Below are 17459 nucleotides of genomic sequence, written 5' to 3' on the forward strand. Positions count from 1 at the left end.
ATCGCCTTCATGACACTTCCGGATGGCCTGGTCGCTCCCTAGACTCGCATCAGACCTGAAGCCACCGAGAGCCATCATGGCCCATAACAATAAAATTAGTCCGACAGCGTTATCGCTTTTCGACCCGTCCAGCGTTGCCGTCATTGGCGCATCCGAAGATCCGAACAAAGTCGGCGGACGCCCCATTCACTACATGCTCAAGTTTGGTTATTCCGGCTCGATCCTGCCGATCAATCCCAAGCGCGAATCGGTTCAGGGCTTGCGTTGCTATCCGAACCTGGATGCGTTGGACATCGTTCCCGACGCCGCCATCATTGCGGTCTCGGGACAGGCGGCGGTGGAAGCGATCAAGGCATGCGCCCTGTCGGGTGTAAAAACCGCCGTGGTCATGGCCTCGGGCTTTGCCGAGACCGGCGATAGCGGCCGTCAGTTGCAGAATGAACTGATGGACTTCGCCCGTCGCCACGGCATGCGGCTCATTGGTCCCAATGCCCAAGGGTTTGCCAACTTTGCCAACGGCGCGGTGTTGAACTTCAGCACCATGTTCATGGAAGTGACACCTGCGGATGGCCCTATTGCCATTGTCAGCCAGAGCGGTGCGGCAAGCGTCATGCCCTATGCGATGTTGCGTGAACAGGGTTATGGCGTTCGCTACCTGGCAGCGACCGGCAACGACGCGGATCTGGGCGTGTCGGAGCTGACGCGAATACTGATGGACGACCCGCAGGTTCGACTGATTCTGGTCTACGTGGAATCCGTTTCGAATCCTCAGCTGCTTGCCGAGGCGGCAGCCATTGCCCGGCAAAACGGCTGCCGCATCGTGCTGCTCAAAGGTGGCGTGAGTCACAAGGGCGCTGCCGCTGCCGCGTCGCACACCGGGGCCATGGTCGGCGCGGATGGCGCCCTCGATGCGTTTCTCGACAAACATGGCATCTGGCGTGCCCACGATATTCACCAACTGGTCAACGCAGCGCCGCTGTACCTCAGTGGTTTCGCTCCGGGCACTGGCCGCACCGTGGTCATGAGCCACAGCGGCGCCGTGGGTGTGCTGTGCGCCGATGCCGCCGAACGTGTCGGGCTGCCATTGACCGAGCTGGCACCCACAACCCTGGAGCGCTTGAAAGGTTTGATCCCCGACTTTGCCAGCGCCGCCAATCCGCTGGACCTCACCGCCGCCCTGCTCGGCAACGGCGGCATGTTTCCTGCCGTTCTCGATGTGTTGGGACAGGACCCTGAAGCCGACATGTTTCTCATCGGCATCCCCGTGGCCGGCCCAGGCTACGACGTGCCGGGGTTGGCTCAAACCACCGCGCGATTCATGCATCACACCGGCAAACCGGTGGTGATGACGGCGCCGCAAGCGGATGTCCGGGCGCACTTCCAGCAGGCCGGCATTCCAGCCTTTCGCAACGAAAGCGAAGCGGTATCGGCGCTTCGTCAGTACGCCCGGCATTGCCAATGGCAAGGTTCAGAATTACCTGCTGCCAAGGCATCCACCGTTAGTGCATACGCCGGCTTGCTAGATGAGGCAGACAGCCTGGCCCTGTTGGCAGACGCCGGGGTCCCGGTCGTCGAGCACCGTGTTTGCCATGAAGCCGACAGTGCGGCGCGGATCGCCACTGAGTTCGGCGGACGCATCGTCGTCAAGGGTTGTGCGGCGCAGGTGCCACACAAGAGCGAGCACGGCCTGGTCCACCTCAACCTCGGCGATCCGCAAGCGGTGCATGACGCGGCGCAGCGCTGCCTGGGCGCCCTGGACTCACTGGGTGTGCCTCACGGTCGGCTGATCGTCGCGCGCTCGGTCAAAGGCCTGCATGAATTCATGCTCGGTGTCGTCGTCGATCCGTTGTTCGGCCCGTTGGTGGTCATCGGTGAAGGCGGAACCCTGGTCGAGATTCGCAAGGACACCGTGTCGTTACTCGCCCCTTTCACTACAGCGCAAGCAATGCAAGCGATCGAACGGCTACGTATTGCCCCGGTGCTCAAGGGCGCACGCGGCCAACCACCACTCGACGCCCATGGCCTCGCCCGGGCAGCGGTGGCGTTGGGTGATTTTGCCCTGCAACACCAGACGAACTTGCTGAGCGTCGACATCAACCCGGTCATGGTCATGGCCGAAGGCGTGGTCGCTGTCGACGCGGTTATCCAATACAAGGAGGCACCATGAGCATCCGTCATCTCGATCACCAGCGCAGCGTCCTGATTGACGTCAAGGATCAGGTGGCACTGGTGACGCTCAATCGCCCGGCCAACTTGAATGCGGTGAATCAACACCTGCGCAGCGCGCTGATCGCCGCGCTGGCCCAGCTCAATGAAGACCCGGCTGTCAAAGCGGTGGTTCTGACCGGTGCCGGCGACCGGGCCTTTTGCGCCGGCCAGGACCTGGAAGAAGCCAGCACCGTCGACTGGAAGCAGATTGCTCCCTGGCTGAGCGCGCAACGCGCCATGTACCAGGCCGTCCGCGATCTGGACAAGCCCTGTGTGGTCGCCATCAACGGCGTCGCCGCCGGCGCTGGCATGCAATTGGCGCTGTGTGGCGACTGGCGGATAGCCTCACCAGACGCCCGCATTGGTCAACCTGAAGTGAAAGCAGGCTTGGCGAGCATCGTCGGTTCCTATTTGCTCTCGTTGCATGTAGGCCTGACCCATAACACACAACTGTCGTTGTCCGGCGAACTCATCAACGGGCAGCGCGCCTATGAAATCGGGCTGGTGACCGAACTGCATGCTTCAGACGTACTGGGTGCCGCCCTCGCCCGAGCCCATTCAATGGCGCAGTTGCCCACGACCGCCATTCGCCTGTCCAAACAACGTTTCCGGGCGCTGACGCAATCCGGCTTCGACGACGCTTGCACCGCCGGCATCCGAGCCCAGCTCGAATGTTATGCCAGCGATGAACCACAGACCTTGATGAGCGCGTTTCTCGACGCCCGTGCACGCAAAGGAAATACGCCATGACTGCCTATCAACATCACCTAATCGACGGACGCTGGACGCCGGCACAATCCGCCGACCGCACCCGCGTCTTCGACTCCGCGAGTGAAGCCGAACTGGGGCACGTCGCCCACGGCACCCGCGCAGAAATCGACCTGGCCGTTGAGGCCGCAAAAAACGCTTTGGCATCATGGTCAGCTCTGCCGGTGAGCACACGAGCCGACTTCGTACGCGAGATCGCCAATCAACTGGAAGAACACGTTGATACCCTTGCGCGGGGCATCGCCGCCGAGGTCGGCATGCCGCTCAAACTGTCACAGCGCATACAGGTGCAGGCCCCCATTCTGGCCTGGCGGGCGACGGCTGATCTGGCGGTCGATTGCCTGGCGGAAGCCCGGATCGGCAACTCCACCATCACCCATGTCCCGGTGGGCGTGGTCGGCGCAATCACGCCGTGGAACTACCCATTGCACCAGATCACCGGCAAAGTGGCCGCCGCTTTGATCGCTGGTTGCACCGTGGTGCTCAAGCCCTCGGAGCTGGCTCCTTGCACAGCGCGGGCGCTGGGCGAAGCCGCGCTGGCCGCCGGCCTGCCTAACGGTGTGCTGAACATTGTCGTGGGCGATGCGGCGACCGGACAGGCGTTGGTTGATCATCCCGATGTCGCCTTGTTGTCGTTTACCGGTTCCACCGCCGTGGGCCGGCGCATCGCCGCCTCGGCAGGCCAGGCCCTTAAACGCGTTGCCCTGGAGCTGGGCGGCAAATCAGCCTGCATCGCGACAGCCGATGCCCCGGCCGAGAACGTCGTCCGCCAGGTGATCGGCTCGTGTTTCCTCAACTCGGGTCAATCATGCAATTCGCTGACTCGCCTGCTGGTCCCTGTCGAGCTGTATGACACCTACCGCGCCTTGCTGGCTGACGCCGTGACGCGCCTGACACTGGGCGACCCCATGGATTCGGCCACGCGCATGGGGCCATTGGTGTCTGCGGTGCATCGCGACCGTGTGCATGCCGTGATTGCCGATAGCCAATCCCAGGGTTTTGACTTGATTGCCGGCGGCAGCCAGGCACCGGTGCCGGTGACGGGTTACTACATCGCGCCGACCATTTTCGGACGAGTTCCGCCTCAATCGACGCTGGCGCAACAGGAAGTGTTCGGCCCGGTGCTCAGTGTCATCACCTATGAAACCGAACAACAGGCCATCGAAATTGCCAACGGCACAGCGTATGGCCTGGCCGGTGCAGTGTGGGCCGGTGACCTCGATCACGCCCTGAGCCTCGCTGTTCAATTGCGTGCCGGTCAGGTCGACGTCAATGGCGCGCCCTATAACCCGGCGGCGCCGTTTGGTGGCTTCGGTGATTCCGGCCTCGGTCGTGAAGGCGGGACCTTTGGCATCGAGGAATTCGTCGAGGTCCGCTCCATTCAAATGCCAGTTGCCAGAACCCAGGAGAAATCATGAACTTCACGCAGATCGAACTCAGCCGATTTGGTGCTCAAGAGCACGTTGCCGTCGTGACGCTGATGCGCCCGGAAAAGATGAATGCATTGACCAAAGTCATGGAGGCCGAACTGCGCGAAGCCTTTGCCCAGCTGGATCGCGATGACAGCGTGCGCGTCATCGTGCTGACCGGCAACGGCCGTGCGTTCTGCGCCGGCATGGACATCGATGAACTTGAGGTGCTGCCACCGGACGACATCAGCGAAATGAGCTGGATGCGCGCCTACGACATGAATCGTCGCAGCGACTATCAAAGCCGCTATTCGTATTTCCCGGGTATGCGCAAACCCGTTATCAGCGCGATCAATGGCGCTGCCGCAGGCTTGGGTTTGGTATTGGCGCTGTACAGCGACATGCGTTTCGCCAGTGAAACCGCGGTGTTTTCCACGGCCTTCGCCAAACGTGGATTGATTGCCGAGCACGGCATTGCCTGGCTGCTGCCGCGTGTTGTCGGGCCTGGGCACGCCGCTGACCTGCTGCTCTCATCACGCAAGGTTTCAGCGCAGGAAGCGTTGAGCATGGGACTGGTCGAACGCCTGTTCGCACCGGATTCCCTGTTGGACCAGACCCTGAAATACGCCGAAGACCTGGCCCTGAATGTCTCGCCGCGTTCGATAAGGATCATCAAGCAACAGTTGGGCGAATCACCCTTCCAGACACTCACCGAGTCCATCACCCAGGCCAATCGGGAGATGTTCCTGAGTATCCAGAGCGATGACTTCAAGGAAGGTGTGGCGCATTTCATGGAGCGGCGACCGGCACGTTTCAACGGCCACTGATTGCGCCAGACCACCTTCAGAACTGCCACAATCCCCGGCGTACAGTCGCTTCGACGTTTCGCTGGGGATCACAGGGCATTGAAATCACGAGCACTCCATAAAAATAACAAGGAGTCAGCGATGACTATTCTCAATACCGCAGAACAGCACATCGGCGTGCAGGCCCCTGCCCTCGCCGAATCGACGTTCAAGAAAATCATGTGGCGGTTCATGCCGCTGTTGTTCCTCTGCTACGTCGTCAGCTACCTCGACAGGATCAACGTCGGCTTCGCCAAGCTGACCATGCTCAACGATTTGTCTTTCAGCAACGCGGTCTACGGCCTAGGTGCCGGCGTGTTTTTCATTGGCTATTTCTTTGCCGAAGTACCGAGCAATCTGATCCTGCATCGCGTTGGCGCGCGACGCTGGATCGCGCGGATCATGATCACCTGGTCGCTGATCTCCGCGGCCACCGCGCTAGTGCAGACGCCCATGCAGTTCTATATCGCGCGCTTTTTCCTGGGCATCGCCGAAGCAGGTTTCTTCCCTGGCATCGTGCTCTACCTCACCCTCTGGTTTCCCGCCCACCGCCGGGGCAAGATGGTCGCGCTGCTGATGGCCGGCAACCCGGTGTCCGGCATCCTCAGCGGGCTGGTGTCGGGCTATATCCTGCACACGATGAACATGGTCCACGGCCTGGCGGGCTGGCAATGGCTGTTCATCATTGAAGCGGCACCGGCACTGATTCTCGGGCTGGTGGTGATGTTCTTTCTCACCGACAAAGTTGACGACGCTCACTGGCTGAGCAACGAGCAGCGAGCCATCGTTGCCGAAGAAATCAGCCAGGACAACCGCGCCAAAACCCACAGTTCGGTTCGTCAGGGACTGCTCGGCGGGCGGGTATGGCTGATGTGCTCCATTTTGTTCCTGCTGGTCATGGGCACCAGCACCATCGGCTTCTGGCAGCCCAGCATCATCAGCAATTCCGGCATTACCGATCCAAGAATGATCGGGGTGATTTCGGCGGTGCCTTACCTGGCGGCACTGCTGGGCATGTACCTGGCGGGCAAAAGCTCCGATCGCCACCGTGAGCGTCGTTGGCATGCGGTCATTCCACTGTTGGTGGCAGTGCCAGGGTTCCTGATTTGCGCCTTTTTCCCGTTGACACCCTGGCTGGCAATTACCGGCCTGATCATTGCGACGGCGGGGATCATCACGTCCCTGCCGATGTTCTGGGCACTGCCGACCTCGTTCCTGGGTGGCGCCGGGGCAGCCGCCGGTATTGCCCTGATCAACTCCACGGGCAATCTGGCCAGCTTTGCCGGCCCGGCACTGCTCGGTGTCCTGAAGGACCTGACGCAATCAATGACCACCGGCCTGGTCATCGTCGCCGGCTGCGTGTTCGTGTCGGCCATGATCATCCTGGTGTTCGTGCCCGCCAGGATGGTCAATCGCTAGTCAGACTTTCCTGTTGTAGACCCCATCACAGCTTCTGGCGACAACCCGGCAGAAGCTGCGTCAAAGGACCAGAGACTGAAGTGAGCACCATGAACAACCCAATGAATATCGATGCAGTACCGGCCAATCAACTGCAAGCCGAATACTTCGAGTACAGCAAGGCGGCCAATCCGATCAGCGCCAACCTCATTTCCCGAATTCCCTACCACAATTTTCCAGCGTCACTCTGTGACAGCGGGCCCTCTCGGGTCATACCGCTGGACTTGAGCGACGCCCTAGGCTGTGAAGGTCACGCGACCGGGCCGGGGTTGTGCGCGAACTTCATCCGCCTCAATGCGGGCGATAGCCTGACGCTTGAGCCCAACGCCACCTCACAGGTGTTTTACGTGATTGCCGGCGCAGGAGACGTCATCCAGGGCGAGCACAGCATTGAGTGGTCCAAGGGCTGCTTCATTGCGCTGCCGGGTCTTCTGGAGGCCCGCTTCAGCGCGACCGAAGACGCCCGGCTCTACTACGTTCATGACGAACCCCTGTTGCGCTATCTCGGCGTGACCCGCAGAACCGATCGCTTCGCTCCCACGCTTTATCCCGCGCAGACAGCCAACGCGAAGCTGCGTGAAGCCGCCAATGATCCGCGCGCGCAAGACCGCAGCCGCATCAGCATCTTGCTGGGCAATAGCAATTTCCCGCAAACCAGAACCGTGACCCACGTGCTCTGGGCCATGTATGGAATTCTGCCTGCCGGCTCGATCCAGAAACCTCACCGGCACCAGTCCATTGCCCTGGATTTCATTATCGATTGCCCGACAGGCTGCTACACCCTGGTAGGGACGGAACTGGATGTCGATGGGCAAATTCGCAACCCGGTTCGGGTGGATTGGGCTCCGGGGCTGGCATTTGTGACGCCACCGGGATACTGGCACGCCCATTTCAACGAGTCGGATCAGGAAGCGTTTCTGATCCCGATTCAAGATGCGGGTTTGCAGACGCATCTGCGTTCACTGGATATTCGCTTCAGCTGAAACAGGCTGTCTTCGCTGCGATATCTGCGGTGCATGACATGTGAAAGCGGGCTTGCTCGCGAAACTGATAGATCACTCAACCATTTCTGGCTGACCGCTCTTTCCGCGAGCAAGACCACAGACTCTCTGAAGGCCCCTCCGGCTGGGTTAACCACCCAATGCATTCACCAAGGCCGCCTGATTCTGCCATTGCGCAGTCTTGACCTGGGACAGCGCATTCTGCGCCGCCAGTTGAACCCTTTGCGCCTGCAGCACATCCAGAAAAGGCGTCTCGCCTGCTTGCCAGGCGCGTTGAATCTGCTCGGCAGCAGAGCTGGCCTGACTGGCTGCACTCGCCAGAAGGGCCTGCCGTTGAGCATTGCGTTGAGCAGCCGCCAAGGCTGATTCCACCTCGGAAACGGCCGTCAACACGGTGCGTCGATAACTCAACATCGCCTGCCGCGCCTCGGCATCGCGAAAATCAACCACATTGCGTCGTCGACCACCATCGAGCACCGGCACGCTGGCGTTCACACCGGCCAGCCAGAACGTTGAACCGGCCAAATCAGCAGCGCCTACACCGTCAATTAGCGACCCCAAGGCGGTCGACAGACTCAAGCGCGGCATCAGATCCGCCTTGGCCACGCCGACCCGCGCATAAGCCGCAATCAATCGAGCTTCAGCGGCACGAACATCAGGGCGACGACGCAACAGATCCGCCGGCGTACCGGCGCCCGGTAACGACACAGTCGAGACGTTCGCCGGGCTGTCCTTGAACTGTTGATACAACGTCTCGGCCGGCTGGGCCAGCAGCACCGACAAGCGATGCAGTGAGCGCTGCCAGTTCAGTTGCAACGCAGGCACCTGGGCGGCGGTGGAGTCCGATTGAGCGCGGGCGCGCAGCACGTCCGCTTCCGGGCTGTCGCCGGCCGTGTACAACTGCTCGGTCAATTGCAAGGTCTCGGCCTGGCTGGCTGCACTTTGCCTGACGATCGTCAAACGCTCCTCCAGGCCGCGGGCCTCTGCATAGGCCTGGACCACTTCCGAAATCAGCGCTACCCGCACACCCCGCGCCTCTTCTTCGGTAGCGTCGAGGTCGGCATTCGCGGCACGCACGCCTTCGCGGATGCGACCGAACAGATCAATTTCCCAAGCCGCACTCAAACCGATCGAGGTCGGCTCGGTGATCAGCGCATCGGTGAAACCGGCCTGGTCAGCGGATATCCGCTGACGCGCCGCACTGGCCCCCAGGTCGACCTGCGGACTGCCCGAGGCCCCTGCAATGTTGCGTAACGCACGCCCGGCATCGATACGCGCAAGGGCAATCTGCAAATCAAGGTTTTCCGCCACGGCGCGCTCCACCAAACGGTTGAGCAACGGGTCCTGATACAGCGTCCACCAATGATCGGTCACGCTTGCGGACTGGGCCGCTGGAGCATTGACGAAACGTTCGACCGGCACTTCGGACCGGGGCGGCATGACCGGAGACACACACGCACTCAGTAGCGCGGCGCCCAGCACGAGGCCTGAAACGCGAAGAGAGTTATTCATGAGCCGCACCCTGTTCAGAATGAATGGATTGAGCAAGTACCTGACGCTCGCCACCGGCCAGACGACGGATCAGTACATAGAACACCGGCGTGAACAAAAGGCCGAACAACGTGACGCCGATCATCCCGAAGAACACCGCTGCCCCCACGGCCTGACGCATCTCCGAACCGGCCCCCTCGGACATCACCAACGGCAACACACCAAGGACGAAGGCCAGCGAAGTCATCAGGATCGGCCGCAAGCGCAGACGACAGGCCTCAACCACCGCTTCGACAATGCCCTGCCCCTCCTTCTCTTGCTGGCGCGCGACTTCGACGATCAAGATCGCGTTCTTCGCCGCCAGCCCCACCAGGACGATAAAGCCGATCTGGGTGAGAATATTGATATCCAGCCCCATCAGCCGCACACCACCGGCAGCCGCCAGCAGGCACATCGGCACAATCAGCAGGATCGCCAGCGGCAGGCTCCAGCTGCCGTACTGCGCAGCCAGCACCAGGTAGACAAAGATCACACACAACGGGAACACCAACAGCCCCATGTTGCCAGCCGTGGTCTGCTGGTAACTGAGGTCGGTCCACTGATAGGTGATGCCGGCCGGCAGCGTTTCCTTCGCCAAACGTTCCATGGTCCTGATCCCGAACTCAGAACCCAGCCCCGGCAAGGTGTCGCCGTTAATTTCGGCGGTCGGGAACAGGTTGTAACGCGGGAATCGCTCCACACCCAGCGCCTCATGCAGGCGGGTGACGCTGGCAATCGGCACCATTTGCCCGGCATCGTTGCGCACCTTGACCCGGGCGAGGTCTTGCGGCGTGACGCGGTAAGGCAGATCCGCTTGCGCAGTCACTCGATACGTACGACCGACGAGATTGAAGTCGTTGATGTAGGAAGAGCCAAAGTAGGTCTCGATCGCCTGATTGATCTGGCTGCTGGGCACGCCCAGCATTTCGGCGCGCTCACGATCCAGTTCGACGAACACCTGCGGTGTCCTGGCCGAAAACGGTGAATAGACACCCGTCATACCTTGGGTCGAATTCGCGGCCGCGATCAGGTCGTCAGTGGCTTTGGCCAAGGCTTCGGTGCCCAGCCCTGCGGTGTCCTGCAAACGCATGGAAAAGCCGCCGGTGCTGCCCAACCCTTGAACAGGCGGTGGCGTAGCGACAATCACCGTTGCACCGCTGACCACTTTCAATCGTTCACGCAAGTCTTCGGCAATCTTGTCCGACGTCAGCCCGTGCAGCTTGCGCTTGGACCACGGCTGGAACACCGGCGCCAGACCGGCCGAGTTTGATGAACTGGTACCGGTCACCATCGAGAATCCGGAAAACGTCGGCACGCGGTCCACGCCCGGCACCTCGAGGGCAATCGCTTCGATCTGTCGCGAGATCTCGTTGGTCCGCTCTAGCGACGCACCGTCGGGCAGCTGGACGATGACCACCAGGTAACCGCGATCCTGAATAGGAATGAAGCCCTTGGGGGTCGACACCAGCAAATAAGCGGTGGCCGCAATCAGCACCGCGTAGACCGCCAGCATCAACGGTGTTTTGGCCACCAGTCCGCGCACACTGCCGGCATAGCGTGAAGAGAGTTTCAGGAAACCGCCGTTGAAACCATCCGCCGCACGCTTGAGCAGGCCGAACAGGCCGACTTTCGGGGCGAGAGTAGCCTGGTGGGGCTCATGTCGACGCAGAATCATCGCCGCCAGCGCTGGCGACAACGTCAACGAGTTGAATAGCGAGATCGCCGTGGCCACCGCAATGGTGATCCCGAACTGGCGGAAAAACTCACCGGAAATCCCTGGAATGAATGCCGTTGGAACGAACACCGCACACAGCACCAGCGTAATCGCGATCAAGGCGCCGCCGATTTCCTGCATGGTCACGATGGTCGCTTGCAGCGCACTCTTGCCATCGGCCAAATGGCGCTCGACGTTTTCCACCACCACAATAGCGTTGTCGACCACGATTCCCACCGCCAACACTAAACCGAACAGAGTCAGGTTGTTGATCGAGTAGCCGAGCAGCGCCATGACCGCGAAAGTACCCACCAACGACACGGGGATCGCCAGGATCGGAATGATCGACGGCCGCCAGCCCTGCAGGAAAACCATGATCACCAACACCACGAGAATCACCGCCTCATAGATGGTCTTGCCCAGCTCACCGATGCTGTCGGCAATAAACGCTGTCGGGTTGTAGCCGATGCTGTATTCGATGCCTTCAGGGAAGTCCTTGCCGATTTTCTGCATGGTTTCTTCGACCACTTTCATCGTCGCCAGGGCATTGGCGCCCGGCCGTTGCAGCACTTGCAGGCCGATGGCCGGGTTGCGCAAGTAATAGGTGTTGTTGACGTAGGCCAACCCGGCGATCTCCGTTCGCGCCACGTCCTTGAGGCGCACCAGGCGCCCGGCCGTTCCCGACTTGATGACGATGTTGTCGAAGTCGGCAGGCTCCTTCAGTCGGCCTTCGAAAATCAGGTTGGGCTGGAATGCCTGCGACGCCACCGGTGGCTGGGCGATCACACCGCCGGCTACCTGAGTGTTCTGCGAACGCACGGCGGCAATGATGTCGGCGGGAGTCAGGTTGAAGGCTGCCACGCGTTCAGGATCGAGCCAGATACGCATCGAGTATTCGCGCGCCCCCAATGGGTTGATATCACCGACGCCGTCGATCCGTTTGAGCACGTCGGCAACGCTACGGATCGCAAAGTTCGAGACATAGAGCTGGTCGTAAGTGCCCTTGGGTGAGGAGATGAAGATCGTCGACAGCTGTGTCGGAGAGGACTTGCGCACCGTTACGCCGCTGCGTTGCACCGGCTCCGGCAAACGCGGCGTGGCCAGCGCCACACGGTTTTGCACCAACACCTGAGCCTTGTCGACATCGGTGCCGCTCTTGAAGGTCACCGTCAGGTTCAAACTGCCATCGGACGTCGCCTGGCTGTACATGTAGAGCATGTCTTCAACACCGTTGACCTCTTGCTCAATGGGAATCGCCAGCGTCTCGGCGACGGTCTGCGCCGAAGCGCCGGGATATGTCGCGGTCACCACCACGGTCGGCGGTGCGATGTCCGGGTACTCGGAGGTCGGCAAGACGAGATAGGCCAGGCCACCGATGATCATCAGGACGATTGAAAGCACAATCGCCAGCACCGGTTGCTCGATGGATGTGCGTCCCAAGTTCATAACCGGGCCTCCTCGAGGGTCGTCGCTTTCGCGGTCTGAACTAACGCACGGTCCTGTGCTGTCGCGGTATCACCGGCGCGCACACGCTGCAGGCCATCAACGATCACCCGATCCTGCTCCTGCAAACCGCTGGAGATTTCGCGCAATCCATCATGCAATTTACCGAGGGTGACGGGTCGAATTTCGACCTTGTTCTGCGGGTTGAGCACATAGACGACTTTGCGCGTCGCGTCGACGCTGATCGCGGTGTCCGGGAGCAACAGTGCTGGGTAAGGCGCCTGGCTGGAGAACTGCACGCGTCCAAATTGCCCAGGACTCAACTGCAGGTCCTGATTGCTGACCCGGGCACGCTGGCGCAGGGTCCCGGTCGACGGGTCAAGGCGGTTGTCGATGAAATCCATGCGCCCGGTCATGCTCGGTTTGGTTTCACCCGGCAAGGCAATCCGTACCTGGCTCTGGTTGGCGGCGGGATTTGTCTGGCGACGGTATTTGAGGTAGCTCTGTTCATCGATATCGAAGTAGATGTCGATCGGGTCCAGCGACACGATGGTGGTCAGCAACGTCGCGCTGCTGTTGCCGCCGTTGACCAGATTGCCCTCGCTGATCAGTTTGCGACTGATCCGCCCGCTCATGGGGGCGGTGATCCGGGTGAACTCCAGGTCAAGCTTGGCATTGCTCAACGCACCTTCAGCGCTCAAGACCTCGGCTTGCGCGGCCTGACGCGCTTGCAGGCGTTGATCATAGAGGCTGCGGGCGATGGTTTTGGATTCGATCAGGACGTTAGCCCTGGCAAACTCCTGTTCCGCCAGCGCCAGTTGCGAGCGCACTTGGGCCAGTTTGCCTTGCGCCTGGACCACCGCAGCCTGGAACGACCGCGAATCGATCACGAACAGCAAATCACCCTTCTTGACGATGGCGCCGTCCTGGAACGCAACCTTCTCCAGATAACCGCTGACCCGCGAACGCACGTCGACCGAATCGGTGGCCTCAAAGCGACCGGTAAAACTGTCCCAATCGGTGACCACGGATTTGACGGGCTTGCTGACGGTAACACTGGGGGCAATCGGTGCGTTGCTGGTTTGATTCGGACCGCAGCCGCTCAGAGCGACTGCCAGCGCCAGGCCTGACGCCGACACCGCCAAACCTTTTGCAAATGCCGATTGTAGTGGGAACGATATCCTCGCTTTCCCCGTTGTAGACGATTTCACTTTTGCATGCTCCGCAGTTGGCCATTGAATGAGCTCCATTCAATGGCCAACGAATTGACTGAACTAAAATTTCAGCGATTAAAAATTAAACATCAAAGAGCGCTTCGATTAACTTTTAGCGGTGTGCTCGCTTTGCGTTTTATTACGTTCAACAAAAGCACCTGACTCTTCAGCATGAACCGCCAGGGACACGGAGAGAGCAACCACGGTAGTGAGTAGAGCAAGAGTATTTTTCAACAAGTTCATTTCAGGTGTTCTCGGTAGTGTTTGAATGAAAAAGATTTTCCGTGAGCACCACGTGAAGATAAACCGCCGAAATGCAAAAAGAATATTGACCAAAAGACAAGAACAAGCGCTCTGGAATGGGGAGTACAGGCATTCGATCGTCCGCGCGAAAACAACCTGCGAAGTGTATTCACCGGTCAATCATTCATTATTGAAATAGTGCGAAAGGTGTCTTTACAAGCGTCTGAACTATTGCAGTCTTAAAAAGGAGATGGCCTGGCAGCCATCTCCTGGACACTCAGCAATCAATACTTCCGTGGCAGAGGCATTTGATTGCAAACGTTGAAAGGAAGTTTGTATCAGCGTTGCTGTCGCTCCTCAAAACTCAATAACCTGACGCACCGCGCTGCCATCATGCAGGTGGTCAAAACCTTCGTTGATATCGTCCAGCTTGAGCCTGCCACTTAACAGTCGATCCACCGGCAGGCGGCCGTCACGATAGAGCTCGATGAACCGCGGGATGTCGCGCAGCGGTACACAAGTGCCGATGTAGCTGCCTTTGAGCGTGCGCTCCTCGCCCACTAACTGAACGACGTTGACCGGCAGCGCCGAACCCGGTGGTGGCAGACCGGCGGTTACCGTCATGCCACCGCGCCTGGTCATCTTCATCGCATTTTCCAGAGCACGGATCGAACCGGCCATTTCGAACACATAGTCAGCGCCGCCACCGGTCAGCGCCAGCACCTGTTCAACGGCGTCCGGATCACCACCGTTGACCACGGCGGTGGCGCCGACTTCCTTGGCCAAGGCGAGCTTTTCCGGTGACAGATCGACAGCAATGATCTTGCTGGCCCCGGCAGCCCGTGCACCCAACACCGAAGCAAGACCTACGCCGCCAAGGCCGATCACCACGGCGGTCGAACCCACGCGCAATTGCGCGGTGTTGACTACTGCACCCACACCGGTCAACACCGCACAGCCAAACAGTGCCGCTTCAACGAAGGGCAACTCGCGGTCGATCTTGACCACGGAGTTGCGTGACATCACGGCGTACTCGGCAAACGCGGAGACGCCCAGATGGTGATGGATGTGGCCGGCAGGCGAGCTCAAACGCACCGAGCCGTTGATCAGCGTCCCGGCGGCGTTGGCTTTTGCCCCAGGCTCGCAGAGCGCCGGGCGGCCCTCGGCGCATGGCAGGCAATGACCGCAACTGGGCATGAACACCATGACCACATGGTCTCCAGGCTCAAGGTCGCTGACCCCATCTCCCAGGGCTTCCACCACGCCTGCCGCCTCATGACCGAGCGCCATGGGCATAGGGCGAGGCCGGTCGCCATTGATCACCGACAAGTCGGAATGGCACAGGCCGGCGGCGCGGATTCGCACCAGCACTTCGCCCGGCCCTGGCGGCGCCAGCTCGATGGTTTCGATCGTGATCGGCTTGCTCTGCGCATAGGGCGGGGCCGCATTCATGTGTCTCAGAACAGCAGCTCTGACTTGCATCTTTGTCTCCGGCACAGCTGGACTCGATAGTGAGTGCTCATCACTATGCCGCAGGCCGTTTGTGCCAGAAATGCACCGCCGGGCGTAGCTGTTTGGAATTGAATTCGCAGAAGCACGCCATCCCGACGGACACGCGAGCAAGTCGAATTGTTATTTGAATTCTCAAATCTTGTGCACGGCCACTGCGTTCTCTGCTGCTCATCCAGTGCTTACTCTGAAACCACAGACAACATCACAGCGTCCCTCGAAAGGCGCCTGAATGAGGGTTTCAAGATGACCGAAGCAAGCACACGGAAAAAACTGGTCGAGGCCGCCCCCCACGCCTCGTTCAATCTCGACGAGATCGTCAAGACGTTCCCCGAAACAGCCGAAACGCTACTGGTCGACACACGCCTGACTGATGAAGATGAAGCCAGCGCCCGTGTCTTCCGGGTCTATCACCCGACCCCCGCGCATTACCACGCCACCTGTGACGAATACCTGATTGTGCTGTCAGGGCGTGCGACGTTTTTCATGGGTGACCGCGAAGAGTTCGAAGTGGGTCCGGGCGAAATGCTGTTCTTCAAGAAGTTCACTGTTCACGGAATGCCGAAGATCCTCGAACACCCGCTATTCATGGTGTCAGTCGACACCCCGCGACGTGATCCAAGCGACATCATTTTTGTCGATCCTTCGAGCGGCACCGCCGAATCGTTCGTGCAGGCCAAGCCATGAACAGCCAAGCACTGGAGATTTTCGCAACCTTCCCGGTCGAGCGTCCGGGCAACCCCACAGTGATGCCTGACGGGCGAGTGCTGGTGTCGGTATCGGCCATTATCGCGCCCGATATCTCGGTACGGGCAGTGGCGCAGAACGGCGAGCACTCGGCTTACCCCAATGAGGCCTGGGCCAGCAAACCCGGCGACGATGGGCGCGGCGTGTCCGCCGTGATCGGTATCCGCACCGACCCCGAGGGAATCGTCTGGATACTCGACATGGGCAAGCCACAGCAACAACAGCCTCGCCTCATCGCCTGGAATGATCGAACGCAAAGCCTGCATCGAATGATTGTGCTGCCGCAGAACGTCCTGCGCCCCAGCTCCTTCACTCAGGATTTCGTCATCGATTGGCGGCGCCAGCGTATCTATATCGCTGACATGACGATGAATCCCAGTGGCGCCAGCGACTACCCGGCTATTGTCGTGGTCGACCTGCAAACCGGTCTTTCGTGGCGCTCGCTGGAATGCTACCCAGGACTGATGCCGGGTGATGTGCCGCTGTTGGTTGCGGGTAAGCCGCTGGCGTTGCGTACGCCCGAAGGTGAAGTCATTGCGTATCGCTACGGCCTCAACCCCATTGCGATCGACCCCTTGGGCCGATGGGTTTATTTCGGCTCGATGTCGGCGCGCAAAGTCTATCGGATCAGCACCGAAAGTCTCGCCCAACCCAGCGACGCTACAGCGTTGAGTGAAGCGGTGGAATTTTGGTGCGAAAAGCCGCACTGCGACGGTTTTGATGTCGATGCCGAGGGCAACGTGTACGTGACCGACATCGCGAACAACGCCATCGGACTGGCATCGCCGGCCGGCTACCGCATCCTGGCCCAGGATGACCGGTTGCTCGGCTGGCCGGATGGTGTCGAACTCGATGCACAAGGCAAATGGTTGTACATCACGGCCAACCAGTTGCACCGCCACCCTCTGCTCAATGCGGGTGAGGACGACAGTCAGCCACCGTTTCATGTGTTGCGCCTGCGAGTGGACGCGCCGATGGGATTGAGCGAAACACCATGAGCCATAGCCGTGTCGCGTTCACTGTAATAGCCGTGTTGCTGACGATCAGCGCTATCGTCCTGGCGCTGACCGATGGCATTCCCGGTGTCGGGATCGGGCTCTATGTCGTGGTGGCCATCGCTGTCACACAGTTCTCGCGGGCCATGCCAGAGGCCTGGCCCGCTTGCCTGTTTGAAGTGTCGAAAGCTTCACGCAGCTCCCTGGCCCAGCGCCTGCTGATCCAACTGGCGGCGCTGGTGTGCCTGCTGTCAGCCCAGGCCATGAGTGGAGCCGTATCGGCGGTCCTCTCGGTGACCGGCCTTCTGCTGTTCATTCATACCCTGGTGCTGGCGCGCCTGCCCCAGCGCGCCCGGCGACACAGGAGACTTTGAT

General features: G+C 60.3%; 13 protein-coding genes. 9 read left to right on the forward strand and 4 right to left on the reverse strand.

What is annotated here, in order from left to right:
- The first annotated feature begins 76 nt into the window (after nt 1-76).
- From HNO86_RS17480 to HNO86_RS17505, 6 genes are all read left to right on the forward strand, one after another.
- Nucleotides 77-2167: an acetate--CoA ligase family protein gene (locus HNO86_RS17480; protein ID WP_175378184.1), complete on the forward strand. Its 2091-nt coding sequence runs from the start codon at nt 77-79 to the stop codon at nt 2165-2167.
- The gene (locus HNO86_RS17485) at nt 2164-2958 is read left to right on the forward strand and encodes an enoyl-CoA hydratase/isomerase family protein (RefSeq protein WP_175378185.1); all 795 of its coding nucleotides are present in this window, start codon (nt 2164-2166) and stop codon (nt 2956-2958) included. The genes HNO86_RS17480 and HNO86_RS17485 overlap by 4 nt, the downstream gene beginning before the upstream one ends.
- A complete protein-coding gene (locus tag HNO86_RS17490) occupies nt 2955-4394 on the forward strand; it encodes an aldehyde dehydrogenase family protein (RefSeq protein WP_175378186.1) in 1440 nt (479 codons plus the stop codon). The genes HNO86_RS17485 and HNO86_RS17490 overlap by 4 nt, the downstream gene beginning before the upstream one ends.
- A complete protein-coding gene (locus HNO86_RS17495) occupies nt 4391-5212 on the forward strand; it encodes an enoyl-CoA hydratase (protein WP_175378187.1) in 822 nt (273 codons plus the stop codon). The genes HNO86_RS17490 and HNO86_RS17495 overlap by 4 nt, the downstream gene beginning before the upstream one ends.
- 120 nt (nt 5213-5332) lie before the next feature.
- A complete protein-coding gene (locus HNO86_RS17500) occupies nt 5333-6649 on the forward strand; it encodes an MFS transporter (RefSeq protein ID WP_175378188.1) in 1317 nt (438 codons plus the stop codon).
- 89 nt (nt 6650-6738) lie between these two features.
- Entirely contained in the window at nt 6739-7671 is a 933-nt protein-coding gene (locus tag HNO86_RS17505) for a cupin (protein ID WP_175378189.1), read from the forward strand.
- 147 nt (nt 7672-7818) lie between these two features.
- Here HNO86_RS17505 and HNO86_RS17510 read toward each other — a convergent pair whose 3' ends face one another.
- The 4 genes from HNO86_RS17510 to HNO86_RS17525 all read right to left on the reverse strand — a co-directional run bounded on the left by HNO86_RS17510 (nt 7819) and on the right by HNO86_RS17525 (nt 15285).
- Nucleotides 7819-9201, reverse strand: coding sequence for an efflux transporter outer membrane subunit (locus HNO86_RS17510; protein ID WP_175378190.1), 1383 nt, complete (start codon nt 9199-9201; stop codon nt 7819-7821).
- Nucleotides 9194-12379 carry an efflux RND transporter permease subunit gene (locus HNO86_RS17515; RefSeq protein ID WP_175378191.1) on the reverse strand — a complete coding sequence of 1062 codons (3186 nt, stop codon included), beginning with the start codon at nt 12377-12379 and terminating at the stop codon, nt 9194-9196. The genes HNO86_RS17510 and HNO86_RS17515 overlap by 8 nt, the downstream gene beginning before the upstream one ends.
- The gene (locus HNO86_RS17520) at nt 12376-13521 is read right to left on the reverse strand and encodes an efflux RND transporter periplasmic adaptor subunit (protein ID WP_175378192.1); all 1146 of its coding nucleotides are present in this window, start codon (nt 13519-13521) and stop codon (nt 12376-12378) included. Before HNO86_RS17520 ends, HNO86_RS17515 begins: the two co-directional genes overlap by 4 nt.
- Before the next feature lie 669 nt (nt 13522-14190).
- The gene (locus HNO86_RS17525) at nt 14191-15285 is read right to left on the reverse strand and encodes a zinc-dependent alcohol dehydrogenase family protein (RefSeq protein WP_256672671.1); all 1095 of its coding nucleotides are present in this window, start codon (nt 15283-15285) and stop codon (nt 14191-14193) included.
- A 303-nt stretch (nt 15286-15588) separates the two neighbouring features.
- On the opposite strand from HNO86_RS17525, the gene HNO86_RS17530 reads away from it, so the two are divergent.
- From HNO86_RS17530 to HNO86_RS17540, 3 genes are read left to right on the forward strand one after another with little or no spacing between them, the layout of a single operon-like run.
- Nucleotides 15589-16029 carry a cupin domain-containing protein gene (locus tag HNO86_RS17530; RefSeq protein WP_150770816.1) on the forward strand — a complete coding sequence of 147 codons (441 nt, stop codon included), beginning with the start codon at nt 15589-15591 and terminating at the stop codon, nt 16027-16029.
- Entirely contained in the window at nt 16026-17087 is a 1062-nt protein-coding gene (locus tag HNO86_RS17535; protein WP_175378194.1) for an L-dopachrome tautomerase-related protein, read from the forward strand. The genes HNO86_RS17530 and HNO86_RS17535 overlap by 4 nt, the downstream gene beginning before the upstream one ends.
- Complete coding sequence (locus tag HNO86_RS17540) at nt 17084-17458, forward strand: hypothetical protein (protein ID WP_175378195.1); 375 nt, start codon at nt 17084-17086, stop codon at nt 17456-17458. Before HNO86_RS17535 ends, HNO86_RS17540 begins: the two co-directional genes overlap by 4 nt.
- Nucleotide 17459 lies beyond the last annotated feature (1 nt).

It is taken from the genome of Pseudomonas sp. C1C7 (assembly GCF_013359595.1).
In the GTDB taxonomy this organism is placed as follows: Bacteria; Pseudomonadota; Gammaproteobacteria; order Pseudomonadales; family Pseudomonadaceae; genus Aquipseudomonas.

What these genes read in the sequence shown, in the direction of transcription:
- HNO86_RS17480 (WP_175378184.1), top strand. Translation starts at nt 77, where the DNA reads ATGGCCCATAACAATAAAATTAGTCCGACAGCGTTATCGCTTTTCGAC.
- HNO86_RS17485 (WP_175378185.1), top strand. Translation starts at nt 2,164, where the DNA reads ATGAGCATCCGTCATCTCGATCACCAGCGCAGCGTCCTGATTGACGTC.
- HNO86_RS17490 (WP_175378186.1), top strand. Translation starts at nt 2,955, where the DNA reads ATGACTGCCTATCAACATCACCTAATCGACGGACGCTGGACGCCGGCA.
- HNO86_RS17495 (WP_175378187.1), top strand. Translation starts at nt 4,391, where the DNA reads ATGAACTTCACGCAGATCGAACTCAGCCGATTTGGTGCTCAAGAGCAC.
- HNO86_RS17500 (WP_175378188.1), top strand. Translation starts at nt 5,333, where the DNA reads ATGACTATTCTCAATACCGCAGAACAGCACATCGGCGTGCAGGCCCCT.
- HNO86_RS17505 (WP_175378189.1), top strand. Translation starts at nt 6,739, where the DNA reads ATGAACAACCCAATGAATATCGATGCAGTACCGGCCAATCAACTGCAA.
- HNO86_RS17510 (WP_175378190.1), bottom strand. Translation starts at nt 9,201, where the DNA reads ATGAATAACTCTCTTCGCGTTTCAGGCCTCGTGCTGGGCGCCGCGCTA.
- HNO86_RS17515 (WP_175378191.1), bottom strand. Translation starts at nt 12,379, where the DNA reads ATGAACTTGGGACGCACATCCATCGAGCAACCGGTGCTGGCGATTGTG.
- HNO86_RS17525 (WP_256672671.1), bottom strand. Translation starts at nt 15,285, where the DNA reads ATGAATGCGGCCCCGCCCTATGCGCAGAGCAAGCCGATCACGATCGAA.
- HNO86_RS17530 (WP_150770816.1), top strand. Translation starts at nt 15,589, where the DNA reads ATGACCGAAGCAAGCACACGGAAAAAACTGGTCGAGGCCGCCCCCCAC.
- HNO86_RS17535 (WP_175378194.1), top strand. Translation starts at nt 16,026, where the DNA reads ATGAACAGCCAAGCACTGGAGATTTTCGCAACCTTCCCGGTCGAGCGT.
- HNO86_RS17540 (WP_175378195.1), top strand. Translation starts at nt 17,084, where the DNA reads ATGAGCCATAGCCGTGTCGCGTTCACTGTAATAGCCGTGTTGCTGACG.